Below are 24,255 nucleotides of genomic sequence, written 5' to 3'. Positions count from 1 at the left end.
GAGCAGCCGGTCCTGCCCGGAAGTACGGGGCGGCCGGAAGGAACCTCGTGTAGGAAGTCAACGAATCCACGTCGTTGAAGGGGTCTCCTTGTACAGCCATGAGAGCGCCAGGACGGGCGGGGCCGAGAAGGCCGCGCGTCCAGCCCACCGGTCCGGGTCCGCCCGTCCCGGACAGCCTCAGGGCCTCGTCGGCCTTCAGCAGGCGGCCGGCAACGCGGCGGTCGTCCAGCTGCTCCGCCAGTCCGGCCACTCATGGGCTCAGCCCGATCAGCACCAGCACTCCGCCGGCTGCGGTCACCGGGAGGAGTCGCCCGCCGTGCAGCGCTCCGCCGTCCACGACGTGCTGAGGTCCGGCGGCAGCCCGCTCGACCAGGCCACCCGTACGGACATGGAGACCCGGCTCGGCGCGGACTTCTCCGACGTCCGGATCCACCGGGACAGCGCGGCCCGCGCCTCCGCCGCCGAGGTCGGCGCCCGCGCCTACACCAGCGGGAACCACGTGGTCATCGGCGAGGGCGGCGGCGACAAGCACACCCTGGCCCATGAGCTCACCCACGTCATCCAGCAACGTCGGGGCCCGGTCGCCGGGACCGACAACGGCCGGGGGCTCTCCGTCAGCGACCCCGGCGACCGGTTCGAACGGGAAGCGGAGGCCAACGCGACGCGGGTGATGCGGAGCAGCACGTCGCTTCCGCCGCGGACCGCGGAGGCACCCGCCGAGAGCAGCGGCGGGCCGGCCGAGGGCGCGATCCAGCGCCGGGTGAGCCTCCGGGACGCGCAGAATCCGCAGAGCACCCGGGAGTTGGGCGACGAGAAGAGCGTGCGGGAATTCCTCGAACAGCACGGCATCTCGGTACTCGATTCCGTCAAAGCCCGGATGGGTGCGTCCCTCGGCGTCGCGGCGGCGATTCGCGTGGAGCTCAAGGCCACGGCCGTGATCAAGGAAATCGTCGCCGACGCGGACCATCTCGTCCACGACGACAGCAAGGCCGGCGCGGAGGAGCTGGCCGACGTCATCTGCGACCGGGTCATCGCCTCCTTCGCGGCGCCACCCGCGCACTCCGCGCCCAGCACTCCGGGCGCGATGCTGCGGCAGATGAACCAGCGGCAGTCGGGCGACCGTCCCGGACCGTCCTCCAGCGGTCCGGAGCACGGGCCCGTCGCGGACGTGCTGTCGCAGTTGGCCCGGCGGAAAATGGCCGAGCGCACTCCTGAGACACCGTTCCTGAGCGGGCTGGCGAGCGGAGCGAAGTCGGCTGTCACCGGGCGTGCCGCCGGGTTCTCCGAGCCTCTGCCGAGCCGGGGGAACGTGTCGGAAGGGATGCTGTGGACTGCCTGGGTCGCCCTCGAGGGTGAAGAGAAGGTGCGCCAGGCACTGGAGCAGGCCGCCCAGCAGACGAGTCCGGCGGAGGGCCGACGGCTTCTGGCTCAGTTCGACGACACCCTGGAAGCGAAGAAGCAGGAAGCGGCGGGGGCCGTCGTCGGCTCCGTGGCCACGAGCCAGGTGATCGGCCAGGTCGCGAATGCCATCCCGCACCCCGGCGTCAAGGCAGCGGTCAAGGTCGGTTCGATGTTTCTCGGAGGTCTGGCGGCGGCCAGGAAGTTCGGCGACGGCGCGGATGCCGTCCAGAAGCTCGAAGAGGTCAGCCCCCAGACCTACGCGAAGCTCCGGAGCGCGCGTGACCAGGCCCTGGACCAGGCCGCCGACAAGTTCGTGGCGAGGAACCGGGAGCACATCCTGGACCACGTGGCGGACATGGGCTTCTGACGCCCCCCGTGCCCGGGGCGGGCGGGCGCCGTCCCGGGCACGGGCGGGGACGGGGGCGGGCCGAGGCGCGCGGGACGCCCCGGCCCGTGAGACCCGTGAAGGCGGTCGCGGGCCCGGAGCCGTGCCGGGTGGACCGGAGCGGTCTCAGCGACCGCCCTCGCGCGGGGCGCGCCGGGTCAGCATCCACGGCTCGACCACGCCGAGACCACGCACCGGCCGCTGCCACATGGGCTGGAGCTGGAAGCGGTAGGCGGGCAGCGGCGGCTCGTCGGTGAGCGTCCGGCCCTCCTTCTCGGCGATCCGGGCCCGCTCGGCCGCGGCGGCGAGCTCCTCGGCGGCCCTCGCCTCGGACTCCGGCGAGTCGCCCGTGCGGATCAGCTCCTCGGCGAACGCCCCGTCCACCAGGACGGCGTCCTTCGCCGCTATCGAAGTGAGCCGGCTGGCCAGGTTGACGGTCGTACCGAAGACATCGCCCATCCGGGTGGTGACGGTGCCGAAGGCGATGCCCACGCGCAGGGCGGGCATGGTCGTGTCGGCGGACATCGCCTCGATGAGCCGGAGCGCGATCTCGGCGGCCGTACCGGCGTCGTCGGCGGCGAAGAGCACCTCGTCACCGAGGGTCTTCACCAGTCGGCCGCCGTGCGCGGCCACCAGGTCGGCGGCGGTCGTCTCGAAGGCCTCGACGAGTTCGCCGAGCTCCTCCTCCTCCAGCCGCCGGGTGAGCCGGGTGAACCCGACCAGGTCGGCGAAGCCCACCGCGAGCCGCCGGTCGACCATCTCCTCGTCGTCCTGCGCCTGCACGACCCGTCCGGTGGAGGCGGCCAGCTGGCGCCGCCACACGTAGACGAGGAACTCCTGGAGCTCCGGCAGCAGCAGTTCGACCAGGGGGTAGGTGACCTCGGTGCGGGTCATCCCGGGCTCGGGCGGCTCGGTGAGGCCTTCCAGGAAGGAGTCGATCTGCCATTCGGCGAGGCGGGCGGTGGTCTGGCCGGTGGAGCGCGCCACCTGGATCGCCATCGGCTCGCTGAGCAGCCCGGCCTCGACGAGACCGGCGAGGCGGCGCAGCGCCAGCACGTCGGCCTCGGTGAGCGCCTTGGCCTGGCCGATGTCGGCGAAGCCCATGGCGCGCCAGAACCGCGAGGCCAGGTCCATGGAGACGCCGGCGGTGCGGGCCGCCTGGAAGGGGGTGTACTGGCGCTCGGCGCCGAGGATCAGCTGCTCCAGCCGGATCGCCAGCGGGTCGTCGGTCGGTTCGGCCGTGTGATCGACCTCGTGATGGGGCGTGGCATGGACCGAGGGGTCCGTAGGCGGCCTCGCGCCCCCGTCCGAACCCGTGTCGCCGACGGTCACTGCCCGCCTCCTGCCCGTTCCCTGCGCACTGCCCTGCCGATCTGTGATCTGTCGCTGGATCGCCTCAACGATACGGCAGGTGTGCCCTGGCTCACGTCCCCGATGGGCCGGTACGGGTGCGTCGGACGTGACAACTCACGCTTTCGCACTCCGGCGCGCGCCGCGTTCACCCTCCCGGGGGGCGCGTGTTCACTCTCCGTACGCCCCCGCACGCACACTCGCGCGACCCTCGCACGCGTGCGCGTCCCCTCCCCCGGGGCCGTCCGCCGTCAGACGAGCCCGCCCGCCGTGCCGCGCAGGTGCACGATGTCGCCCGCCGAGACCGGCTGCTGGAGCCCGTCGCCGGTGGAGAGGACGAGACGGCCGTCGCCGTCGATCGCGACGGCCTGCCCGACCACCGAGCGGTCGCCGGGCAGCTCGGCCCGCACGGTGCGGTCGAGCGTGGCGCAGCCGGCCGCGTACGCCGCCTGGAGCCCGCTGCGGGCCGCGTCGCCGCCGGCCGCGCGCCACTCGCCGTACCACTGCTCCAGCGAGCGCAGGACGGCCCGCAGCAGGGTCTCGCGGTCGAGCGAGACGGCCTTGGCGAGGGCGAGGGAGCCGGCGGTGGGGGCGGGGAGTTCGTCGGCGCGGAGCGAGACGTTGACGCCGAGGCCGACGACGACGCCGTCCCCCGCGCGTTCGGCGAGGATGCCGCCGGCCTTGCGCTCCACGCCGTCGACGGTCACCAGCAGGTCGTTGGGCCACTTCAGCGCCATGTCCACCCCGGCGGCGCGGGCCAGCCCGGTCGCGGCGGCGACCCCGGTGAGCAGCGGCAGCCAGCCCCAGCGCTCCACGGGTACGTCGGTGGGCGCGAGGTGGACGGAGAAGAAGAGCCCGGAGCGCGGCGGGGCGGTCCAGACCCGGTCGAGCCGGCCGCGTCCGGCGTTCTGCACCTCGGCGACGAGCACCGCGCCCTCGGCGGGCGGGTTCGCCGAGGCGGCCCGGGCGGCGAGGTCGGTGTTGGTGGAGCCGGTCTCCTCGACGACGTCGAGCGAGGTCCACAGCGCGCCCGGCCGCAGCAGTCCGCGGCGGAGCGCGGTGGTGTTCAGGGGCGGCCGGTCCAGGTCCGACCAGCGGTTCGAAGGCGCATCCGGAGGTGTCATGCAAGTAACCCTAGGTGTGGCAAAGGACGCACTGCCGATCCGCGGGGCCGCCGATACGCTACGGGGCAGTAGCTGTACAGGAACGAGGGCTTCCCCGCGGGTGCGTGCCGGGCCCGTCCCCGGGACCGAGCCCCCGTCATGTCCCGTCACCAGGCAGGGAGCCGCCACCCGATGTCCGAGCCGCAGAGCGACATCCACACCACCGCGGGCAAGATCGCGGACCTGCAGCGCCGTATCGGCGAAGCCACGCACGCGGGTTCCGAGCGCGCGGTCGAGAAGCAGCACGCGAAGGGCAAGCTCACCGCGCGGGAGCGGGTGGACCTGCTGCTGGACGAGGGTTCCTTCGTGGAGCTGGACGAGTTCGCCCGCCACCGGTCCACCAACTTCGGGATCGAGAAGAACCGTCCGTACGGGGACGGGGTGGTGACCGGGTACGGCACGGTCGACGGCCGTCCGGTGTGCGTGTACTCGCAGGACTTCACGATCTTCGGCGGCTCGCTGGGCGAGGTGTACGGCGAGAAGATCGTGAAGGTCATGGACTTCGCGCTGAAGACCGGCTGCCCGGTCATCGGCATCAACGACGGCGGCGGCGCCCGCATCCAGGAAGGGGTGGCGGCGCTCGGGCTGTTCGCCGAGATCTTCCGGCGCAACGTGCACGCCTCCGGTGTGGTGCCGCAGATCTCGCTGATCGTCGGCCCCTGCGCGGGCGGCGCGGTCTACTCGCCCGCGATCACCGACTTCACGGTGATGGTCGACCAGACCTCGCACATGTTCATCACCGGACCCGACGTCATCAAGACCGTCACCGGCGAGGACGTGGGCTTCGAGGAGCTGGGCGGAGCCCGTACCCACAACACCACCTCCGGTGTGGCGCACCACCTCGCGGGCGACGAGAAGGACGCCATCGAGTACGTCAAGTCCCTGCTGTCGTACCTCCCTTCGAACAACCTCTCCGAGCCGCCGGCCTTCCCGGAGGAGGCGGACCTGGGGACGACGGACGAGGACCGCGAGCTCGACACGCTGATCCCGGACTCGGCCAACCAGCCGTACGACATGCACACCGCCATCGAGCACGTGCTGGACGACGCCGAATTCCTGGAGACCCAGGCGCTGTTCGCGCCGAACATCATCACCGGCTTCGGCCGCGTGGAGGGCCACCCGGTGGGCGTGGTCGCCAACCAGCCGATGCAGTTCGCCGGTTGCCTGGACATCGACGCGAGCGAGAAGGCCGCGCGCTTCGTCCGCACCTGCGACGCGTTCAACGTGCCGGTGCTGACCTTCGTCGACGTGCCGGGCTTCCTGCCGGGCGTGGACCAGGAGTACGGCGGCATCATCCGCCGGGGCGCCAAACTGATCTACGCCTACGCGGAGGCGACCGTCCCGCTGATCACCGTCATCACCCGCAAAGCGTTCGGCGGGGCGTACGACGTGATGGGCTCCAAGCACCTGGGCGCCGACGTCAACCTCGCCTGGCCGACCGCCCAGATCGCCGTCATGGGCGCCCAGGGCGCGGTGAACATCCTGCACCGCCGCACCATCGCCGCCGCCGAGGACCCGGAGGCGACCCGCGCGCAGCTGATGACGGAGTACGAGGACGCGCTGCTCAACCCGTACGTCGCGGCCGAACGCGGTTACGTGGACGCGGTGATCATGCCCTCGGACACCCGCAAGCACGTGGTGAAGGCGCTCCGGCAGCTGCGCACCAAGCGCGAGTCCCTGCCGCCGAAGAAGCACGGCAACATCCCGCTGTAGGCGTGCGTACGCCCGACATCCCACTGCAGGGCGCGTGTACGCCACCCGCCGCACGGAAGGAGCCCGACCATGATCAGGGTCGTACGGGGAAACCCGACCCCCGAGGAACTCGCCGCCGCCCTCGCGGTGGTCCGGGCGCGCGCCGCCGCGGCGGCCTCGGCGCCGGACACCGGGGCAGCGGCGACGCACGCGCCGTGGTCCGACCCGGCACGGATCGCCCGTACCGCCCGGCCGGCGCCGGGGCCGGGGGTCTGGGCGCGCACGTACTGGCCCGCCTGAGCGGCCGGCCACGCCTTCGCACCGCCGTCCGCCGAGCGACGGCGGTGCGAAGGCGCGCCCCGGGAGCGGTCGCCGAGGGTGACCGGACCCGGCAAACGGGTGGTTGAGTACCCGTACTCAGGCAGGACCGCGGCGGGCGGAGCAGGATCGGACGCATGCTCTGGTCCGACCCCGACGACCGCCCGCCGAAGGAACTGCGCGACGCCCAGGAGATGCTGCGGCGCGCGGGGTTCCTCCTCGCGCTGGCCATGGTGGTCGGGATGTTCGTGATCGGCCTGCGCTGAGCCGCCGGGCCGTACCTACAGCGTGACGACCCACAGGACCGTCTCGGCGACGGCGACGGCCACCACCGCGATCCAGCTCAGCCCCCGGGCCCAGTGCGGGAAGCGGTGGCGGTCGGGGGCGGGAACGGTCCGGTTGTGCCACATCCACCAGAGTGTGCCGACGCGCACGGCGAGCGAGACGGCGCTCAGTGTGAGGTGCATGGCCCGGTTGTCGGTGGCCGCGATCCCGAGGGCGAGAAGCAGGTTCGGCAGCAGGAGCCAGGCGAGGGCGATCCATCGGCGGGTCCGGCTCCACCACGGCGACAGGCACAGCGCGACGCCCGCGCCGAAGGCCAGCAGGAAGACGGGGAGCGAGGCGACGGCGGCGATCTCGTCGTCCGACGGGAGCATGCTGAGGACGCGCACCGCAGTGGCCGCCGCCAAGCCCCACACGATCGGGCCGGGGCTGCTCCACCAGGGGGCCCGCCCGTCCGCCCGGTGCCCCGCCACGTCGTCCGGGGACCCCGGTTCGGCCGGGGCATGCTGATGGTCGGCGGCATGAGCCTTCATGGCGACTGCTTTCGGGGTGGGAGCACGGAGGTGCGAGGGCCGGTGGCGGCGCGCGGGCGCCGCCGGTCAGTAGGCCGCGGTGCGGCGGCGCAGCACGCGGAGTGCGGCGGCGGTGAGCAGGGCCGCGGCGGCGAGCACCAGCACGCTGGAGGCGATCTGGTAGCCCCAGTAGTCGCCGGGTGTGAGGGAGTTCATGAGGTAGCTGTCCTGGGGCAGGGCGTCGTAGAACTGGAGACCGACGATGCCGCCCGGGTGGAAGCCGTCGACCTTGGAGAAGAGCGGGAAGTCGACCAGCAGTACGGCCCGGGAGCGGACCAGCGCTCCGGCGACCAGCCAGGTGAGGACGGGCGCCGCGACGAGGGCGGGCAGGGTGCGGCGGAGGAACGTTCCTGCGAGTGCGCCCGCGGCGACCCCGAGGAGGACGTGGGCGACGGTCACCGGGCCGATCGTGTAGTACGCGTTCTGCCGCTCGGCGCCGAAGGTGAGCAGGTTCCGGCCGAAGCCGTGCACGACGCTGATCCGGTAGAGCACCACCGGGGGGACGGTCACCGCCGCGAGGACCGCCGCCAGGACCGCCCAGCGGACGGTGAACCACCGGCGGGGCGTGACCGACTGGGTCAGCGCGAGGACGACCCGGCGGCTCTCCCACTCCCGCGCGGTCAGGACGGCGGTGACGACCGCGGCGAGCAGGGCCGGCTGGAAGGCGAGGGACGCGCCGTCGTTCACCAGCTGGGCGGTCACCTGGTGGGCGTCGTGCGCGTACCGCCCGAAGTGGTACTCCTGACCGCCGACACGGTCGCGCAGGGCCAGGGCGTCGGCCCAACTTCCGTAGTGCCGAAGGAGCGCGACGCAGACGCGGGCGGCCGGCAGCGCGACGACGAGCGCGATCCACCGGTACTGCCGTACGGCGATGAGCACGAGCGGCATGCGAGTTCCGGGCCCGGGGCGGGTGAGCCGGCCGGTCGGGGCGGTGGTGGTGGCGCTCATGCGGCGTCTTCCTTGCTGAGGGAGGTCGGGGCGGCAGCGTGGCCGACGGCGGCAGGGGTGAGGTGGGCGAGGACCAGTTCCTCCAGCGAGGGGGTCCGCGCGTCCCACCCGGCGGGCAGCGGCCCGGCGGGGCGGATGAGCGCGCTGGTGCCGCGCCCGGCCGGGCGGGTCTCCACGACGGTGTGCCCGCCGAGCCCCTCGGCGCCGCCGGGTACGGCCACCACCGCGTGGGAAGCGGTCAGTTCGTCGATGTCGCCGCAGAGCCGGACCGTGCCCCGGTCGAGCAGGAGCAGGTGGTCGCAGACGTCGGCCAGCTCGGAGATGATGTGCGAGGACATGACCACGGTGGTGCCGGTGTCGGCGACGTGCGCCATGAGCAGCCCCATCACCTCCTGCCGCGCCAGCACGTCGAGTTCGGCCATCGGCTCGTCCAGCAGCAGCAGGTCGGCGCGCTTGCCGAGGGCGAGGGCCAGGGCCAGGCGGGTGCGCTGGCCGCCGGAGAGGGTCCCGACCCGTTCGTCGCCCAGGGGCTCCGCGATCCGACCGGCCAGCTCCGCGTCCCAGTTGGACGGGTTGGTCCGGGCGCCCAGTCGCAGCGTCTGACCGACCGTGAACCGGGGGAAGAGCGGCCGGTGCTGGGCGAGGTACGCGACCCGGGGATGCCCGGCTCCGGGCGGTCCGCCCAGGACCTCGAGCGTTCCCGACGCGGGCCGCCGCATGCCGGCCACCAGCTCCAGCAGAGTTGACTTTCCGGCACCGTTGGGCCCCACCAGGGCGGACACGACCCCTGCGGGGACGTCGAAGGTGCAGTCGTCGAGGACGGCGCGCCCCTTGCGCCCGAATCTCTGGGTGACCCCGCGGGCGGCGAGCGCCGTGTCAGGGCTGCTGGTGGGGAAGGGCATCGGATTCCTCCGGTGGGTAGAGATCGTCCAGCACGTCGGTGAACAGGGCGGCGAGGTCGGCGCGTTCGGCACCCTCGGCGGCGGCCCGGGCGGCCACGTCCGCGAGCTCCGCCCGCCAGGGCGAGTCGGCCGAGGACGCGCCGAGGGTGCCGGTGACGAAGGTCCCGTGTCTGCGCCGGGTCTCGACCAGCCCCTGGGACTCCAGCTCGCGGTAGGCCTTGAGCACGGTGTTGGGGTTGAGCGCGGTCGCCTCCACCACCGCCCGGGCGGTGGGCAGCCGGTCTCCCGGCTTCAGCAGCCCCAGCCGGAGCGCCTGCTGGACCTGCTGGATGATCTGGACGTAGTTCGGCACGCCGCTGCGCCGGTCGATCCGGAAGGCGAACCCCATGGCCTCACCTCCCGTATGACCAATGAACTAATGGAATGATGCATTGAATGATCCATGCACGTCAAGGCGTCCCCGGTAGCGGTGACGGCTGCGGCTTCGGCCGTGGCCGGACGACGGAAGTACGCACGTGCGCGGGCAGAAGGGCGCCCCGGTGCGGCCACCTCACCGGGGCGGGCCGCACGGGGCGCGCAGCGGCCGGGGCCGCACCCGGCCCGGGACCTACGATGGCCCGCATGACTGCTCAGCGCCGGCTCGTGCTCGCCTCCGCCTCCCCCGCCCGTCTCGGCCTGCTGCGGCAGGCGGGCTTCGCCCCCGAGAAGATCGTCAGCGGGGTGGACGAGGACGCGCTCTCCGCCCCGACCCCCGGCGAACTGGCGCTCGTACTGGCGCAGGCGAAGGCGACCGCGGTGGCGGCGCTCCCGGAGACGGCCGGGGCCCTGGTCGTGGGGTGCGATTCGGTGCTGGACCTGGACGGGGAGGCGCTGGGCAAGCCGGCCGACGCCGAGGAGGCCACGGCCCGCTGGCAGGCGATGCGGGGCCGGGCCGGGGTGCTGCGGACCGGCCACAGCGTGATCGACCGGGCGAGCGGCCGGACCGCGTCCGCGACCGCGTCCACCGTCGTCCGCTTCGGCGAGCCCACCGACGCCGAGATCGCCGCCTACGTGGCCACGGGCGAACCGCTGCACGTCGCCGGGGCGTTCACCCTGGACGGCCTCTCGGGTCCGTTCGTCGACTCCATCGAGGGCGACCACTCCAACGTGATCGGCCTCTCGCTGCCGCTGCTGCGCCGACTCCTCGGCGAACTGGGCGTCTCCGTCACGGAGTTGTGGGACTGATCACAGGCGGAGCCGGGGCCCCCGCCACGGGGGCCCGCCCCTCGGAGCCGCCGGGGCCGTCGGAGCCGGAGGGGTCGCCGGAGCGGCCGGGGCCGCCGGGGCCCCGGCGCCGTCGCCCTCGGTGCCGGGCGACCGCCGCCCGGGCCCGTACCCGATCAGCGTGCCGACGAGCAGCGCCAGCGCGGCCATCAGGAAGCCGAAGGCGTACCAGCCGATCAGGCCCACCGCCAGGGCCCCGAGCACCGCGTGCGCGACGGCGGTGAGGATCAGCGCGATCCGGCCCACCCGGCCCGGGGAGCGGTCGCGTACGGCGGCGGTCAGCACGACGAGCGCGACGATCACCAGCAGGGCCGTCGAGACGCCGCCCATCACCCAGGCGCCGGTACTCATGGCCCCGGGCTCCAGTCCGGCCAGCGACATGTTCTGGTTCTCCGCCACGGTGGCGAGGACGGTGTTGACGATCGCCACCCCCACGGCCTCGGCGAGGAGCACGAGCGCCGTCACGACGGCCACCGGTCTGCGCAGCACGGCGCCACCCCCTGTTACCCAAAGTTACGTCCGGTACCGCGGACCTTACTAACGGGTAATCATCTGGACAAGAGCGTGCGCACGGCCGGCGCGGTTCCGCCGTACGGCAAGGGAATCCTTCATCCATTCGTGGGGACCCGACAAAGAAAAGCCACCGGTCGTTGCGCCTACAGACAGAGACCTGAACCACACCGGGTGGCTACTGTGCGGTTAAGGATCGCGGCGTACCGTGGTCCGACAAGGGATTTTGCGACTCCGGAGACCTCGAAATCACACTCCGTGTGGGCAAGCTCACCACTGGGGACGAGTCGTACGGCCGTGTTGGTAGTCCCTAAACTCAGCTTGTTCCTAGGAGGGAGTCATCGTGCGCAAGGTGCTCATCGCCAACCGTGGCGAAATCGCAGTCCGCGTCGCTCGGGCCTGCCGGGACGCCGGGATCGCCAGCGTCGCCGTGTACGCCGATCCGGACCGGGACGCTCTGCACGTCCGCGCGGCGGACGAGGCGTTCGCGCTGGGCGGTGACACCCCGGCGGCCAGCTACCTGGACATCGCCAAGGTGCTGCGCGCCGCCGCCGACTCGGGCGCGGACGCGATCCACCCGGGGTACGGATTCCTGTCCGAGAACGCGGAGTTCGCGCAGGCGGTGCTGGACGCCGGGCTGACCTGGATCGGCCCGCCGCCGCACGCGATCCGCGACCTCGGCGACAAGGTCGCCGCCCGGCACATCGCGCAGCGCGCCGGTGCCCCGCTCGTCGCGGGCACCCCGGACCCGGTCTCCGGTTCCGAGGAGGTCGTGGCGTTCGCGCGGGAGCACGGCCTGCCCATCGCCATCAAGGCCGCCTTCGGCGGTGGCGGACGCGGCCTGAAGGTCGCCCGCACCCTCGAAGAGGTCCCGGAGCTGTACGACTCCGCCGTCCGTGAGGCCGTCGCGGCGTTCGGCCGGGGCGAGTGCTTCGTCGAGCGCTACCTCGACAAGCCGCGCCACGTCGAGACCCAGTGCCTGGCCGACCAGCACGGCAACGTCGTCGTCGTCTCCACCCGCGACTGCTCGCTCCAGCGCCGCCACCAGAAGCTGGTCGAGGAGGCCCCGGCCCCCTTCCTCACCGAGGAGCAGAACGCCCAGCTGTACGCGGCGTCGAAGGCGATCCTGAAGGAGGCCGGCTACGTCGGCGCCGGCACGGTCGAATTCCTCGTCGGCACGGACGGCACGATCTCCTTCCTGGAGGTCAACACCCGCCTCCAGGTGGAGCACCCGGTCACCGAGGAGGTCACCGGCCTCGACCTGGTCCGCGAGATGTTCCGGATCGCCGACGGCGAGGAGCTGGGATACGGCGACCCGGCCGTACGCGGTCACTCCTTCGAGTTCCGTATCAACGGCGAGGACCCGGGCCGGGGTTTCCTGCCCGCCCCGGGCACCGTCACCACCTTCAACGCCCCGACCGGCCCCGGTGTCCGGCTCGACGCGGGTGTCGAGTCCGGCAGCGTCATCGGCCCGGCCTGGGACTCGCTCCTGGCGAAGCTGATCGTCACCGGCGCCACCCGTGAGCAGGCGCTCCAGCGCGCCGCCCGCGCGCTCGGCGAGTTCACCGTCGAGGGCATGGCCACCGCCATCCCGTTCCACCGCGCGGTCGTGGTGGACCCGGCGTTCACCTCGGACCCGTTCCGCATCCACACCCGCTGGATCGAGACCGAGTTCGTCAACGAGATCAAGCCCTTCACCACGCCCGCCGAGGCGGACGAGGACGAGGGCAACCGGGAGATCGTCGTCGTCGAGGTCGGCGGCCGGCGCCTGGAGGTCTCGCTCCCCTCGTCGCTGGGCATGAGCCTGGCGCGTACGGGCCTGGCGGCCGGTGCGAAGCCGAAGCGCCGCGCGGCGAAGAAGGCCGGCTCCGCCGCCTCGGGCGACACCCTCGCCTCCCCCATGCAGGGCACCATCGTCAAGGTGGCCGTGGAGGAGGGCCAGGAGGTCAAGGAGGGCGACCTCGTCGTCGTCCTGGAGGCCATGAAGATGGAGCAGCCCCTCAACGCGCACCGCTCCGGCACGATCAAGGGCCTCTCGGCCCAGGTCGGCAGCTCGCTGTCGTCCGGCGCCGCGATCTGCGAGATCAAGGACTGAGCCCGTCGGGCTCCCCTCCGGGGCCCCGTCCGGTCCGTACGCCCACCGCGTGCGGACCGGGCGGGGCCCCGGTGCGTACCGGCTCCGGGGCGACGCGGCCCCGCCGCGTCCGGGGGTCGGTGGCATCCTGGAGGCCGAGAAGACCCGGGAGGACGACCCCACCATGGCCAGCGTGACGCCGCCGAGCACGGCACCGAATCCGGACCCGGACAAGGCCGGTCCCTGTTCGCCCGCGCCCGGACGGCCGATGCGCGCCGACGCCCGCCGCAACCACGACCGGCTGGTCGGCGAGGCCCGCACCCTCTTCGCCGAACAGGGCACCGACGCCTCGTTGGAGGACCTGGCCCGGCGCGCGGGCGTGGGGATCGGCACGCTGTACCGGCACTTCCCCACCCGGCCCGCGCTGATGAACGCGGTCTTCCAGGACGCGCTGGCGGACCTGCTCGACCGCTCGTACGCCCTGGCACGGGCCGAGCGGCCCTGCCACGCCCTGGTGGAGTGGCTCGGCGCGATCGTCCGGCACGCGGGCGAGTACCGGGGGCTGGCCCGTGCGCTGCTCTCCGCCTCGCGGGACGACACCTCGGCCCTGGCCCCCTGTCACATACCGCTGCGCGAGGCGGGGGCCCGGCTGCTGGCACGGGCGCAGGAGAGCGGGGCCGTGCGGGCGGACGCGTCGATCGACGATCTGATGCGGCTGACGAACGCCATCGCGCTCGCCGCCGAGCAGCACCCCGAGGATTCGGAGCTGGCCGACCGGCTGCTCCTGCTGACGCTCCAGGGGCTCAAGAGCAGGCCTGAGACCTGAGACGACGAGGGACGACGCCGGGGGCCCGAGTACCGGCCCCCTCCGCCCTCAGCGCCGCCGCAGGTCCGCGACGCGGGCGCGCTCCGGGGGGCCGGGGTCGGCGAGCACCGCGGCGCCGCGCAGTTGCTGTCCCAGGCCGCCGCCGTTCTGGGTGCGGCGCTGGCCCGGCAGCGGCATGTCGCGCCGGGGTCTGCCGTTCGGCGGGGCGCTCTCCATGCCGGTGCTGCCGGAGTCGGTGTCGCCACCGGCGAGGGTGATCTCCACACCCTGGTCGGCCAGGGCCTGGATCTCGGCGGCGGCCCGCTCGTCGTGCAGCGGGGGTTCGTCGGTGACCAGCCGGGTGACCAGCTCCGTGGGTACCGTCTGGAACATGGTGTCGGCGCCCAGCTTGGTGTGGTCGGCGAGGACGACCACCTCGGCGGCGGCCTGCACCAGGGCCCGGTCGACGCTGGCCGAGAGCATGTTGGAGGTGGAGAGGCCGCGCTCGGCCGTCAGCCCGCTCCCGGAGAGGAAGGCGCGGGAGACCCGCAGCCCCTGGACGGACTGCTCGGCCCCGCTGCCCACCAGGGCGTAGTTGCTCCCGCGCAGCGTGCCGCCGGTCATCACGACCTCCACGCGGTTGGCGTGCGCCAGCGCCTGGGCGACCAGCAGGGAGTTGGTGACGACGGTGAGGCCGGGCACCCGCGCGAGCCGGCGCGCCAGCTCCTGCGTGGTCGTACCGGCGCCGACGACGATGGCCTCGCCCTCACCGACCAGGGCCGCCGCCGCGTCGGCGATGGCCGTCTTCTCCGCGGACGAGAGATGGGATTTCTGCGGAAAGCCGGACTCCCGCGTAAAACCGCCCGGCAAGACCGCACCGCCGTGCCGGCGGTCGAGGAGTCCTTCTGCCTCCAGTGCCCGCACGTCCCGCCGTACGGTCACTTCGGAGGTCTGGACGACGCGGGCGAGCTCACGGAGCGATACCGCCCCGTTGGCGCGCACCATTTCGAGGATCAATTGACGACGTTCTGCAGCGAACACAGAACTGACAGTAACCTGACCCGCGCGCGTTTTCAGCGCATTGGGCCGAATTGCAGAAGTTGGCAACGGAGTGCGCCACCAAGTGATATACGCGAACCCGATGTTGTCAGACTTGCCTGCGGAGTCGCCGTCCGTCGCCGCCGGATTGACTGGAACGTGCACACAACTGGTCGGGGAGCGGTCAGATGCGATCCGCCCGAATCCCAACAACCCCCGCCACGACGGCAGTTGCCGTCGCGCGGGGGCGGTCGCGCGGGGTGACTAGGCCTCGCCGTCGAGCTTCCGGGTGTGCAACTGGCGCGCCACCTCGGCGATCGAACCCGACAGGGACGGGTACACGGTGAACGCGTTAGCGATCTGTTCCACCGTCAAGTTGTTGTCGACCGCGACCGAAATCGGATGAATCAGCTCGCTGGCGCGCGGCGCGACGACGCAGCCGCCGACCACGATGCCGGTGCCGGGGCGGCAGAAGATCTTGACGAAGCCGTCGCGGATGCCGAGCATCTTGGCGCGCGGGTTGCGCAGCAGCGGGAGCTTGACGACCCGGGCCTCGATCTTGCCGGCGTCCACGTCGGCCTGGGTGTAGCCGACGGTCGCGATCTCCGGGTCGGTGAAGACGTTGGAGGAGACGGTCTTGAGGTTCAGCGGGGCCACCGCGTCGCCCAGGAAGTGGTACATCGCGATCCGGCCCTGCATCGCGGCGACCGAGGCCAGCGCGAAGACGCCCGTGACGTCGCCGGCCGCGTAGACGCCGGGGGCGCTGGTGCGGGAGACCTTGTCGGTCTTGATGTGGCCGGACTCCTTGAGGTGGACGCCCGCTTCCTCCAGGCCCATGCCCTCGGTGTTCGGGATCGCGCCGACCGCCATGAGGCAGTGCGTGCCGGAGATGACCCGGCCGTCCGCGAGCGTGACCTCGACCCGGTCGCCGACGCGCTTGGCGGCCTGGGCGCGGGAGCGGGCCATGACGTTCATGCCGCGGCGGCGGAACACGTCCTCCAGCACGGCAGCGGCGTCCGGGTCCTCGCCCGGCAGCACCCGGTCGCGGGAGGAGACGAGGGTGACCCGGGAACCGAGCGCCTGGTAGGCGCCGGCGAACTCGGCGCCGGTGACACCGGAACCGACCACGATGAGCTCTTCGGGGAGCTCGTCGAGGTCGTAGACCTGGGTCCAGTTCAGGATGCGCTCGCCGTCGGGCTGCGCGTCCGGGATCTCGCGGGGGTGGCCGCCGGTGGCGATCAGCACCGCGTCGGCGGTGAGGCGCTCCTCGCTGCCGTCGGCGGCGGTCACCACGACCTGGCGGGAGCCGTCGGCGGCCTGGAGGCCCTCCAGACGGCCCCGGCCGCGCATCACGCGGGCGCCGGACCGGGTGACCGAGGCGGTGATGTCGTGGGACTGGGCGAGCGCGAGGCGCTTGACACGGCGGTTGACCTTGCCGAGGTCGACGCCGACCACCCGGGCGGCCTGCTCCAGGGCCGGGGTGTCGTCGGCGACGATGATGCCCAGCTCCTCGTAGGAGGAGTCGAAGGTCGTCATGACCTCGGCGGTGGCGATCAGGGTCTTGGAGGGGACGCAGTCGGTGAGCACGGACGCTCCACCGAGGCCGTCGCAGTCGACGACGGTGACGTCCGCCCCGAGCTGGGTGCCGACCAGTGCCGCCTCGTAGCCGCCGGGGCCGCCGCCGATGATCACGATCCTGGTCACGAAATGTCCGCCTCGCGTGGTGTCATCCCGCGGCCGTCTGCCGTCCCGGCCGGGGTCCGGGGGATCGCCCCGGGGGAATGCAGTACGTACTCCATTGTCCCGCACCCGCCAAACTGCTTCGCCCCGGGTCCCTCCATCCGGGCGCCGGAGCCGTCCTCGCAGGTCGGGCCCTTCGTCCGGACCACGCCGGGATCGCGCGCCCGGACGCCGCCGGGCGGCCGTGGGAGGTTCGCTCTCCCGGGCTGTTCCTGCCAGGAGTTCGGCGCGCCGCTCCGCATCTCCCGTACCCTCGGACTCATGTCGCTCTACGCCGCGTACGCCGGCAACCTCGACGCGCGGCTGATGACGCGCCGCGCACCGCATTCCCCGCTGCGCGGTACGGGCTGGCTCAACGGCTGGCGGCTGACCTTCGGCGGGGAGCAGATGGGCTGGGAAGGGGCGCTGGCGACGGTCGTCGAAGCGCCGCGCTCCCAGGTGTTCGTCGCGCTGTACGACATCGCGCCGATGGACGAGGACTCCCTGGACCGCTGGGAGGGCGTCGGCCTCGACATCTACCGGCGGATGCGGGTGCGCGTGCACACCCTGGACGGCGAGGAGCCGGCCTGGATGTACGTGCTCAACGGCTACGAGGGCGGTCTGCCCTCCGCCCGCTACCTCGGCGAGGTGGCCGACGCGGCGGAGTCCGCCGGGGCCCCGCACGACTACGTGATGGAGCTGCGCAAGCGCCCCTGCTGACCCGGGGGCGGGTCTCCCTGGACACACCCTGGCCACAGCTGCCCCAGGGGCCCCGTACGCCCCACGGGCGCTGCCGTCTCCCGGCCCGCCGACCCCCCTCGTCAGCGCCCTCGCGGACCCCTCCTCGGCCCCCGCCTCGACCCCCTCGTCGTATGAAAATACGAAAGGATCGGACAGATGGCATGCCGGTCCATCTACGCGCGTAGGGATTCAGCGGTTACCCTCGTCCGGTGAACGCATCTGTTATTCCGGACGACATCCAGGACGACCCGCACGCGGTGGCCGCGGAGGCCGCCGCCAGGCTGCGGGAGCTGACCGGCGCCGAGACCCACGACGTGGTCCTCGTGATGGGGTCCGGCTGGGGACCCGCGGGCGATGCCCTCGGTACCCCCGACGCCGAGTTCCCGGTGACGCACCTGCCCGGATTCCCGCCCCCCGCGGTCGAGGGGCACGGCGGCACGGTCCGCTCGTACCGCATCGGCGAGAAGCGCGTGCTCGTCTTCCTCGGCCGCACCCACTTCTACGAGGGACGCGGCGTCGCCGCCGTCGCCCACGGTGTCCGTACGGCCGTGGCCGCGGGCTGCCGGACCGTCGTGCTGACCAACGGCTGCGGCGGTCTGCGCGAGGGCATGCGCCCGGGGCAGCCGGTGCTGATCGGTGACCACATCAACCTCACGGCCACCTCCCCGATCATCGGCGCCAACTTCGTCGACCTGACCGACCTGTACTCCCCCCGGCTGCGGGCGCTCTGCCAGGAGATCGACCCCTCGCTGGAAGAGGGCGTGTACGTGCAGTTCCCCGGCCCGCACTACGAGACCCCGGCCGAGATCGGCATGGTCCGCGCGATGGGCGGCGACCTGGTCGGCATGTCCACCGTGCTGGAGGCCATCGCCGCGCGCGAGGCCGGCGCGGAGGTGCTCGGCATCTCGCTGGTGACCAACCTCGCCGCGGGCCTGTCCGGCGAACCGCTCAACCACGAAGAGGTCCTGCAGGCCGGCCGCGACTCGGCCGCGCGCATGGGCGACCTGCTGGCCCGCGTGCTCGACCGCATCTGACCGGCCGGTCCGGTGGCGGCCCCGCACGACCGGCCGGGCCGCCACCGGGCAACCACCCGCTCCCCCCGCACGCCCCGCACGCCCCGCACGCCCCGCTCGCCCCGCTCGCCCGGCACTCCCCGCACCACCGGCACCCCCGTCATCCCCGAAAGGTGGACCCCGTGCACCACGACGACCTCCTCGAACGGGCCAGGGCCTGGCAGGCCGAGGACCCGGACCCCGAAACGCGGGAGGAGCTGGGGCGGCTGATCGCCACGGACGGCCCCGAGGCCCGCGCCGAACTCGCCGCGCGCTTCGCCGGCACCCTCCAGTTCGGCACCGCCGGTCTGCGCGGGGAGCTGGGCGCCGGGCCGACGCGGATGAACCGCGCCGTCGTGATCCGCGCCGCCGCGGGGCTGGCCGCGTACCTCAAGGCCGAGGGCCACACCGGTGGGCTCGTCGTGGTCGGGTACGACGCCCGCTACCGCTCGGAGGACTTCGCCCGGGACACCGCCGCCGTGATGACCGGCGCCGGGCTCCGCGCGGCCGTCCTGCCGCGCCCGCTGCCCACCCCCGTGCTGGCGTACGCCATACGGCATCTGGGCGCCGTCGCGGGTGTAGAGGTCACCGCGAGCCACAACCCGCCGCGCGACAACGGCTACAAGGTCTACCTCGGCGACGGATCGCAGATCGTGCCTCCGGCCGACGCGGAGATCGCCGCCGCCATCGCCGCGGTCGGCCCGCTCGCCGGGGTGGACCGGCCGGAGGACGGCTGGCAGGTCCTGGGCGAAGAGGTCCTGGACGCCTACCTGGCCCGTACCGACGCCGTGCTCCTGGCCGGCTCCCCGCGCACCGCCCGGACCGTTTACACCGCGATGCACGGCGTCGGCACCTCGGTGCTGACCGCCGCGTTCGAGCGGGCCGGGTTCCCGGCGCCGGTGCTCGTCGCCGAGCAGGCCGAGCCCGACCCGGCGTTCCCCACCGTCGCGTTCCCCAACCCGGAGGAGCCGGGCGCGATGGACCTCGCCTTCGCGACCGCGCGCCGGGCGGACCCCGATCTGATCATCGCCAACGACCCGGACGCGGACCGCTGCGCCGTCGCCGTCCCGGACCCGGCGGCCGAGGGCGGCTGGCGGATGCTGCGCGGCGACGAGGTCGGCGCGCTCCTCGCCGCGCACCTGGTGGACCGGGGCGCCGAGGGCGTCCTCGCCGCCTCGATCGTCTCCTCCTCGCTCCTCGGCCGGATCGCCGAACGGGCCGGTCTCGGGTACGAGGAGACGCTGACCGGCTTCAAGTGGATCGCCCGGGTGGACGGTCTGCGGTACGGCTACGAGGAGGCGCTCGGCTACTGCGTCGACCCGGACGGCGTACGGGACAAGGACGGCATCACCGCGGCGCTGCTCGTCACCGAGCTGGCCTCGGTGCTCAAGGAGCGCGGCCGGACCCTGCTCGACCTGCTGGACGACCTGGCTCTCGCGCACGGGCTGCACGCGACCGACCAGCTGTCGGTCCGGGTGGAGGACCTCTCGGTCATCGCCGACGCCATGCACCGGCTCCGCGAGCAGCCGCCGACCGCGCTGGCGGGGCTCGCGGTCACCTCGGCCGAGGACCTGTCGAAGGGCTCCGCGGAACTGCCCCCCACGGACGGGCTGCGCTACCGGCTGGACGGTGCCCGCGTGATCGTCCGCCCGAGCGGGACCGAGCCGAAGCTCAAGTGCTACCTGGAGGTCGTCGTGCCGGTCGTCTCGGCGGACGGACTGCCGGCCGCGCGGGCGCGCGCCGCCGAGCTGCTGGCCGGGATCAGGCGGGACCTCTCCGCCGCGGCCGGCATCTGACCCGCCGCCCCCTGCCGCACGCGCGAAGAGCGGGCCGGCACCTCCCCGGGGGAGGCACCGGCCCGCTCGCGTACGCGGCCGAGGGCGACGCGCGCGTCACGTCGTGGCGAACAGCACCACCAGCGCGATCCCGCCCGCGACGGCGGGGCCGATGATCTCCCACGCCCAGCGCACCGAGGCGGTCACCTCCTGGGCACCGGCGGCGCCCCGGGTCGCGGCGTCCTCCTCGGCGAGCTTGCGCAGATCCCCGACCGCCTGGTCGGCCACCGCGGGGCGCACCTGCTTCGCCGCGGCGGCGCCTTCGCGCCGGGCGGCGGACGACTGGCGTACCGCCCGCTTGCGGTCGCGCAGCGAGACGGGCAGCGCCCACACCTGGTACTTCTTCCCGTCCGTGGTGAACAGCTCGGTGGAGTACGCGGCGCGGACGTCGGCCATCCGTGACCACGGCAGCACGATGGTGCGGAACGGGTTGCGGATCAGGATGCGGCGGGCTCCGGCGCGGACGGCGGGGCGGAGCGTGAAGGCGACGACCAGCGGCGCCACCAGCACCGCTCCGGCGAGCGCCAGCCAGGGCGCGCGGCCCTCTCCGGAGATGAGCGCGTCGCCCAGCAGCCAGGCGATGAGCAGGAGCAGCAGTACGCCGGCCACCGTCGCGGGGGTGGACCGGTAGGTCCGGTCGGCGTAGGTGGGCTCGCCGGGGGGCGTGGAGCTCGTCATGGCCCGATTGTGCCTGACGCCCGGGGCCGGGTGCCGTGCGGCCGGGTCGCGGCGCACGGCCGCACGGCACTGAAGCGTGTCCCGGCCGGGGCGTACCCGGCGTGCGGGGCGCCCGCGCGGGGCGTGTGAGGGTCCGTACCCCCCTGTACAGGCTGCTACGCGCGTAGATATGCTCCCCTGGTGACCATGCCCACCACTGCACCCGCATTCTCCGGCGCGACCGCGTCCGACGGTGCGCTGCGCCGCTTCCTGCACGGGCTGCCCGGCGTCGACGCCGTCGGCCTCGAAGCGCGCGCCGCCTCGCTCTCCACCCGGTCGATCAAGACGACGGCCAAGGCGTACGCCATCGACCTCGCCATCTCGATGATCGACCTGACGACGCTGGAAGGCGCGGACACCCCTGGCAAGGTCCGGGCGCTCTGCGCGAAGGCCCTGCATCCCGACCCGACCGACCGGACGACCCCGCGCACCGCCGCGGTCTGCGTCTACCCCGACATGGCGGCGACCGCCGTCGCCGCGCTGGCCGGCTCCGACGTGAAGGTGGCGTCCGTGGCGACCGCCTTCCCGGCCGGCCGCGCGGCGCTCGACGTCAAGCTCGCGGACGTCCGCGACGCGGTGGCGGCCGGGGCCGACGAGATCGACATGGTGATCGACCGGGGCGCGTTCCTGGCGGGCCACTACCTCAAGGTGTACGAGGAGATCACGGCCGTGAAGGCCGAGTGCGGCAGCGCCCGCCTCAAGGTCATCTTCGAGACCGGCGAGCTCTCCACGTACGACAACATCCGCCGCGCCTCCTGGCTCGGGATGCTGGCCGGGGCCGACTTCATCAAGACGTCGACGGGCAAGGTCGCGACCAACGCCACCCCCGCGAACACCCTGCTGATGCTGGAGGCCGTCCGCGACTTCCGGCTCCAGACCGGCGTACAGGTCGGGGTGAAGCCCGCGGGCGGCATCCGTACGACCAAGGACGCGGTCAAGTTCCTGGTCCTGGTCAACGAGACCGCGGGCGAGGACTGGCTGGACAACCACTGGTTCCGGTTCGGCGCCTCCGGCCTGCTGAACGACCTGCTGATGCAGCGCCAGAAGCTCAGCACCGGCCGTTACTCCGGCCCCGATTACGTGACGGTGGACTGATCCCCATGGCATCTGCATTCGAGTACGCGCCCGCCCCCGAGTCGCGGTCCGTCGTCGACATCGCGCCCTCGTACGGCCTGTTCATCGACGGCGAGTTCACCGAGGCCGCCGACGGCAAGGTCTTCAAGACCGTCTCGCCGAGCAGCGAGGAGGTCCTGTCCGAGGTCGCCCGCGCGGGCGAGGCGGACGTGGACCGCGCGGTCCGGGCAGCCCGGAAGGCGTTCGAGAAGTGGTCGGCGCTGCCGGGCTCCGAGCGCGCCAAGTACCTCTTCCGGATCGCCCGGATCGTCCAGGAGCGCAGCCGCGAGCTGGCGGTCCTGGAGACCCTGGACAACGGCAAGCCGATCCGGGAGACCCGCGACACGGACCTCCCGCTGGTCGCGGCGCACTTCTTCTACTACGCGGGCTGGGCCGACAAGCTCGACCACGCCGGTTTCGGCGCCGGCCCGCGCCCGCTGGGCGTGGCCGGCCAGGTCATCCCGTGGAACTTCCCGCTGCTGATGCTGGCGTGGAAGATCGCCCCGGCGCTCGCGGCCGGCAACACGGTGGTCCTCAAGCCCGCCGAGACGACCCCGCTCTCCGCCCTGTTCTTCGCGGACATCTGCCGCCAGGCGGGTCTGCCGAAGGGCGTCGTCAACATCCTGACGGGGTACGGCGACGCGGGCGCGGCCCTGGTCGCGCACCCGGACGTCGACAAGGTCGCCTTCACCGGCTCGACCGCCGTGGGCAAGGCCATCGCCCGGCAGGTCGCGGGGACGGAGAAGAAGGTCACCCTGGAGCTGGGCGGCAAGGGCGCCAACATCGTCTTCGACGACGCCCCGGTCGACCAGGCGGTCGAGGGGATCGTCACCGGCATCTTCTTCAACCAGGGCCAGGTCTGCTGCGCGGGCTCCCGCCTGCTGGTGCAGGAGTCGGTGCACGACGAGGTGCTGGAAGCGCTGAAGCGCCGGCTGTCCACGCTGCGCCTCGGCGACCCGCTGGACAAGAACACCGACATCGGCGCGATCAACTCCGCCGAGCAGCTCGCCCGGATCACCGCGCTGACGGAGACGGGCGAGGCGGAAGGCGCCGAGCGCTGGTCCGCGCCGTGCGAACTGCCCTCCTCCGGCTACTGGTTCGCCCCGACGCTCTTCACCGGGGTCACCCAGGCCCACACGGTCGCCCGGGACGAGATCTTCGGCCCGGTGCTCTCGGTGCTGACCTTCCGCACCCCGGACGAGGCCGTCGCGAAGGCCAACAACACCCAGTACGGCCTGTCGGCGGGCATCTGGACGGAGAAGGGCTCCCGCATCCTCGCGGTGGCCAACAAGCTCCGGGCGGGCGTCGTCTGGGCCAACACGTTCAACAAGTTCGACCCCACCTCGCCGTTCGGCGGGTACAAGGAGTCGGGCTACGGCCGCGAGGGCGGCCGTCACGGCCTGGAGGCGTACCTCGATGTCTGAGCACGGATCGACCAACGGCTCCGCGTCGCGGCGCCTCAGCGTCTTCAAGACCTACAAGCTGTACGTCGGGGGCAAGTTCCCCCGTTCCGAGAGCGGCCGGGTGTACGAGGTGACCGACTCCAAGGGCACGTGGCTGGCGAACGCTCCCCAGTCGTCCCGCAAGGACGCGCGGGACGCGGTCGTCGCCGCCCGCAAGGCCTTCGGCGGCTGGTCCGGCGCGACCGCGTACAACCGGGGCCAGGTCCTCTACCGCGTCGCCGAGATGCTGGAGGGCCGCCGGGAGCAGTTCGTCCGCGAGGTCGCGGACGCGGAGGGGCTGTCGAAGTCCAAGGCCGCGGCCGTGGTGGACGCCGCGGTGGACCGCTGGGTCTGGTACGCGGGGTGGACGGACAAGATCGGCCAGGTCGTGGGCGGGGCCAACCCGGTCGCCGGGCCCTTCTTCAACCTGTCGACGCCGGAGCCGACCGGTGTGGTCGCGGTGCTGGCGCCGCAGCGCTCGTCGTTCCTCGGGCTGGTCTCGGTGATCGCCCCGGTGATCGCGACGGGCAACACGGCCGTGGTGGTCGCCTCCGCGGAGGCCCCGCTGCCCGCGCTCTCGCTGGGCGAGGTGCTGGCCACCTCGGACCTGCCGGGCGGCGTGGTGAACGTGCTCTCCGGCGCGACCGCCGAACTGGCGGCCCCGCTCGCGGCGCACCAGGACGTCAACGCCATCGACCTGACCGGCGCGGACGCCGCACTGGCGAAGGAGCTGGAGATCGCGGCGGCCGACAACCTGAAGCGCGTACTGCGTCCACAGCCTGTGGACGGCGACGCGGGACCCGACTGGACCGCCGACCCGGGCACGTACCGCCTGACGGCCTTCCTGGAGACCAAGACGGTCTGGCACCCCACGGGCGCGCTGGGCGTCTCCGGGTCGTCCTACTGACGGTCGCGCACCGCGGTCGGCGGGGC

22 protein-coding genes and 1 pseudogene are annotated in these 24,255 nt (G+C 73.1%); 13 read left to right on the top strand and 10 right to left on the bottom strand.

Features of this window, described 5'->3' with window-relative positions:
* Window positions 1–88 precede the first annotated feature (88 nt).
* The gene (locus ACFWEE_RS23625; RefSeq protein ID WP_386891871.1) at window positions 89–1,768 is read left to right on the top strand and encodes a DUF4157 domain-containing protein; all 1,680 of its coding nucleotides are present in this window, start codon (window positions 89–91) and stop codon (window positions 1,766–1,768) included.
* A gap of 144 nt (window positions 1,769–1,912) precedes the next feature.
* Here the strand turns inward: ACFWEE_RS23625 and ACFWEE_RS23620 are convergent, their stop codons facing one another.
* On the bottom strand, window positions 1,913–3,118 hold the full coding sequence (locus ACFWEE_RS23620; RefSeq protein ID WP_386891870.1) for an adenylate/guanylate cyclase domain-containing protein: 1,206 nt from the start codon (window positions 3,116–3,118) through the stop codon (window positions 1,913–1,915).
* 269 nt (window positions 3,119–3,387) lie between these two features.
* Window positions 3,388–4,260, bottom strand: coding sequence for a biotin--[acetyl-CoA-carboxylase] ligase (locus ACFWEE_RS23615; protein ID WP_386891869.1), 873 nt, complete (start codon window positions 4,258–4,260; stop codon window positions 3,388–3,390).
* Window positions 4,261–4,431: 171 nt separating this feature from the next.
* Between ACFWEE_RS23615 and ACFWEE_RS23610 the strand changes: the two genes are divergently transcribed.
* The 3 genes from ACFWEE_RS23610 to mmpB all read left to right on the top strand — a co-directional run bounded on the left by ACFWEE_RS23610 (window position 4,432) and on the right by mmpB (window position 6,575).
* Window positions 4,432–6,012, top strand: a complete 1,581-nt coding sequence (locus tag ACFWEE_RS23610; RefSeq protein ID WP_386891868.1) for an acyl-CoA carboxylase subunit beta — start codon at window positions 4,432–4,434, stop codon at window positions 6,010–6,012.
* Window positions 6,013–6,081: 69 nt separating this feature from the next.
* Window positions 6,082–6,291: an acyl-CoA carboxylase epsilon subunit gene (locus ACFWEE_RS23605; RefSeq protein WP_386891866.1), complete on the top strand. Its 210-nt coding sequence runs from the start codon at window positions 6,082–6,084 to the stop codon at window positions 6,289–6,291.
* A 155-nt stretch (window positions 6,292–6,446) separates the two neighbouring features.
* A complete protein-coding gene (gene mmpB / locus ACFWEE_RS23600; RefSeq protein ID WP_327177657.1) occupies window positions 6,447–6,575 on the top strand; it encodes a morphogenic membrane protein MmpB in 129 nt (42 codons plus the stop codon).
* Window positions 6,576–6,590: 15 nt separating this feature from the next.
* On the opposite strand, the gene ACFWEE_RS23595 is transcribed toward mmpB, so the two are convergent.
* From ACFWEE_RS23595 to ACFWEE_RS23580, 4 genes are all read right to left on the bottom strand, one after another.
* The gene (locus tag ACFWEE_RS23595; RefSeq protein ID WP_386891865.1) at window positions 6,591–7,124 is read right to left on the bottom strand and encodes a hypothetical protein; all 534 of its coding nucleotides are present in this window, start codon (window positions 7,122–7,124) and stop codon (window positions 6,591–6,593) included.
* A 66-nt stretch (window positions 7,125–7,190) separates the two neighbouring features.
* Entirely contained in the window at window positions 7,191–8,111 is a 921-nt protein-coding gene (locus tag ACFWEE_RS23590) for a hypothetical protein (protein WP_386891864.1), read from the bottom strand.
* Window positions 8,108–9,013 carry an ABC transporter ATP-binding protein gene (locus ACFWEE_RS23585; RefSeq protein WP_386891863.1) on the bottom strand — a complete coding sequence of 302 codons (906 nt, stop codon included), beginning with the start codon at window positions 9,011–9,013 and terminating at the stop codon, window positions 8,108–8,110. Before ACFWEE_RS23585 ends, ACFWEE_RS23590 begins: the two co-directional genes overlap by 4 nt.
* Complete coding sequence (locus ACFWEE_RS23580) at window positions 8,988–9,401, bottom strand: GntR family transcriptional regulator (RefSeq protein ID WP_386891862.1); 414 nt, start codon at window positions 9,399–9,401, stop codon at window positions 8,988–8,990. Before ACFWEE_RS23580 ends, ACFWEE_RS23585 begins: the two co-directional genes overlap by 26 nt.
* Window positions 9,402–9,625: 224 nt before the next feature.
* On the opposite strand from ACFWEE_RS23580, the gene ACFWEE_RS23575 reads away from it, so the two are divergent.
* Window positions 9,626–10,237, top strand: coding sequence for a nucleoside triphosphate pyrophosphatase (locus ACFWEE_RS23575; RefSeq protein ID WP_386891860.1), 612 nt, complete (start codon window positions 9,626–9,628; stop codon window positions 10,235–10,237).
* 84 nt (window positions 10,238–10,321) lie between these two features.
* Here the strand turns inward: ACFWEE_RS23575 and ACFWEE_RS23570 are convergent.
* Window positions 10,322–10,762 (bottom strand): annotated as a pseudogene (locus ACFWEE_RS23570) (hypothetical protein); the annotation flags it as partial.
* A gap of 367 nt (window positions 10,763–11,129) precedes the next feature.
* On the opposite strand from ACFWEE_RS23570, the gene ACFWEE_RS23565 reads away from it, so the two are divergent.
* Both ACFWEE_RS23565 and ACFWEE_RS23560 read left to right on the top strand, forming a co-directional pair.
* Window positions 11,130–12,881, top strand: coding sequence for an acetyl/propionyl/methylcrotonyl-CoA carboxylase subunit alpha (locus tag ACFWEE_RS23565; RefSeq protein WP_386891858.1), 1,752 nt, complete (start codon window positions 11,130–11,132; stop codon window positions 12,879–12,881).
* Window positions 12,882–13,128: 247 nt separating this feature from the next.
* On the top strand, window positions 13,129–13,686 hold the full coding sequence (locus ACFWEE_RS23560) for a TetR/AcrR family transcriptional regulator (protein WP_386891911.1): 558 nt from the start codon (window positions 13,129–13,131) through the stop codon (window positions 13,684–13,686).
* A gap of 48 nt (window positions 13,687–13,734) precedes the next feature.
* On the opposite strand, the gene ACFWEE_RS23555 is transcribed toward ACFWEE_RS23560, so the two are convergent.
* Together ACFWEE_RS23555 and ACFWEE_RS23550 are read right to left on the bottom strand one after the other, a co-directional pair.
* Window positions 13,735–14,706 (bottom strand): DeoR/GlpR family DNA-binding transcription regulator, encoded by a 972-nt coding sequence (locus ACFWEE_RS23555; RefSeq protein WP_386891856.1) that lies wholly within the window; start codon window positions 14,704–14,706, stop codon window positions 13,735–13,737.
* A 261-nt stretch (window positions 14,707–14,967) separates the two neighbouring features.
* Window positions 14,968–16,407 carry an NAD(P)H-quinone dehydrogenase gene (locus ACFWEE_RS23550; RefSeq protein WP_386891854.1) on the bottom strand — a complete coding sequence of 480 codons (1,440 nt, stop codon included), beginning with the start codon at window positions 16,405–16,407 and terminating at the stop codon, window positions 14,968–14,970.
* A 297-nt stretch (window positions 16,408–16,704) separates the two neighbouring features.
* On the opposite strand from ACFWEE_RS23550, the gene ACFWEE_RS23545 reads away from it, so the two are divergent.
* The 3 genes from ACFWEE_RS23545 (at window position 16,705) to ACFWEE_RS23535 (ending at window position 20,011) form a co-directional block, all read left to right on the top strand.
* Window positions 16,705–17,142 carry a gamma-glutamylcyclotransferase gene (locus tag ACFWEE_RS23545; protein WP_386891853.1) on the top strand — a complete coding sequence of 146 codons (438 nt, stop codon included), beginning with the start codon at window positions 16,705–16,707 and terminating at the stop codon, window positions 17,140–17,142.
* A 230-nt stretch (window positions 17,143–17,372) separates the two neighbouring features.
* Window positions 17,373–18,197: a purine-nucleoside phosphorylase gene (locus ACFWEE_RS23540; protein WP_386891852.1), complete on the top strand. Its 825-nt coding sequence runs from the start codon at window positions 17,373–17,375 to the stop codon at window positions 18,195–18,197.
* A 161-nt stretch (window positions 18,198–18,358) separates the two neighbouring features.
* On the top strand, window positions 18,359–20,011 hold the full coding sequence (locus ACFWEE_RS23535; RefSeq protein WP_386891851.1) for a phospho-sugar mutase: 1,653 nt from the start codon (window positions 18,359–18,361) through the stop codon (window positions 20,009–20,011).
* A 96-nt stretch (window positions 20,012–20,107) separates the two neighbouring features.
* Here the strand turns inward: ACFWEE_RS23535 and ACFWEE_RS23530 are convergent, their stop codons facing one another.
* Window positions 20,108–20,728: a PH domain-containing protein gene (locus ACFWEE_RS23530; RefSeq protein WP_386891850.1), complete on the bottom strand. Its 621-nt coding sequence runs from the start codon at window positions 20,726–20,728 to the stop codon at window positions 20,108–20,110.
* A gap of 186 nt (window positions 20,729–20,914) precedes the next feature.
* Between ACFWEE_RS23530 and deoC the strand changes: the two genes are divergently transcribed.
* From deoC to ACFWEE_RS23515, 3 genes are read left to right on the top strand one after another with little or no spacing between them, the layout of a single operon-like run.
* Complete coding sequence (gene deoC / locus ACFWEE_RS23525) at window positions 20,915–21,862, top strand: deoxyribose-phosphate aldolase (protein WP_386891910.1); 948 nt, start codon at window positions 20,915–20,917, stop codon at window positions 21,860–21,862.
* A 5-nt stretch (window positions 21,863–21,867) separates the two neighbouring features.
* Entirely contained in the window at window positions 21,868–23,304 is a 1,437-nt protein-coding gene (locus ACFWEE_RS23520) for an aldehyde dehydrogenase family protein (protein WP_386891848.1), read from the top strand.
* Window positions 23,297–24,229: an aldehyde dehydrogenase family protein gene (locus tag ACFWEE_RS23515; protein WP_386891847.1), complete on the top strand. Its 933-nt coding sequence runs from the start codon at window positions 23,297–23,299 to the stop codon at window positions 24,227–24,229. The genes ACFWEE_RS23520 and ACFWEE_RS23515 overlap by 8 nt, the downstream gene beginning before the upstream one ends.
* The last annotated feature ends 26 nt before the right edge of the window (window positions 24,230–24,255 follow it).

This window comes from Streptomyces sp. NPDC060184 (genome assembly GCF_042728795.1).
Taxonomy (GTDB): domain Bacteria; phylum Actinomycetota; class Actinomycetes; order Streptomycetales; family Streptomycetaceae; genus Streptomyces.
This window is presented reverse-complemented; position numbering and strand designations above follow the sequence as displayed.

Coding starts and splice junctions, on each gene's coding strand:
- ACFWEE_RS23615 (WP_386891869.1), bottom strand. CDS start 4,260: ATGACACCTCCGGATGCGCCTTCGAACCGCTGGTCGGACCTGGACCGG.
- ACFWEE_RS23610 (WP_386891868.1), top strand. CDS start 4,432: ATGTCCGAGCCGCAGAGCGACATCCACACCACCGCGGGCAAGATCGCG.
- ACFWEE_RS23605 (WP_386891866.1), top strand. CDS start 6,082: ATGATCAGGGTCGTACGGGGAAACCCGACCCCCGAGGAACTCGCCGCC.
- mmpB (WP_327177657.1), top strand. CDS start 6,447: ATGCTCTGGTCCGACCCCGACGACCGCCCGCCGAAGGAACTGCGCGAC.
- ACFWEE_RS23595 (WP_386891865.1), bottom strand. CDS start 7,124: ATGAAGGCTCATGCCGCCGACCATCAGCATGCCCCGGCCGAACCGGGG.
- ACFWEE_RS23590 (WP_386891864.1), bottom strand. CDS start 8,111: ATGAGCGCCACCACCACCGCCCCGACCGGCCGGCTCACCCGCCCCGGG.
- ACFWEE_RS23585 (WP_386891863.1), bottom strand. CDS start 9,013: ATGCCCTTCCCCACCAGCAGCCCTGACACGGCGCTCGCCGCCCGCGGG.
- ACFWEE_RS23580 (WP_386891862.1), bottom strand. CDS start 9,401: ATGGGGTTCGCCTTCCGGATCGACCGGCGCAGCGGCGTGCCGAACTAC.
- ACFWEE_RS23575 (WP_386891860.1), top strand. CDS start 9,626: ATGGCCCGCATGACTGCTCAGCGCCGGCTCGTGCTCGCCTCCGCCTCC.
- ACFWEE_RS23560 (WP_386891911.1), top strand. CDS start 13,129: ATGCGCGCCGACGCCCGCCGCAACCACGACCGGCTGGTCGGCGAGGCC.
- ACFWEE_RS23545 (WP_386891853.1), top strand. CDS start 16,705: ATGTCGCTCTACGCCGCGTACGCCGGCAACCTCGACGCGCGGCTGATG.
- ACFWEE_RS23530 (WP_386891850.1), bottom strand. CDS start 20,728: ATGACGAGCTCCACGCCCCCCGGCGAGCCCACCTACGCCGACCGGACC.
- deoC (WP_386891910.1), top strand. CDS start 20,915: ATGCCCACCACTGCACCCGCATTCTCCGGCGCGACCGCGTCCGACGGT.
- ACFWEE_RS23520 (WP_386891848.1), top strand. CDS start 21,868: ATGGCATCTGCATTCGAGTACGCGCCCGCCCCCGAGTCGCGGTCCGTC.
- ACFWEE_RS23515 (WP_386891847.1), top strand. CDS start 23,297: ATGTCTGAGCACGGATCGACCAACGGCTCCGCGTCGCGGCGCCTCAGC.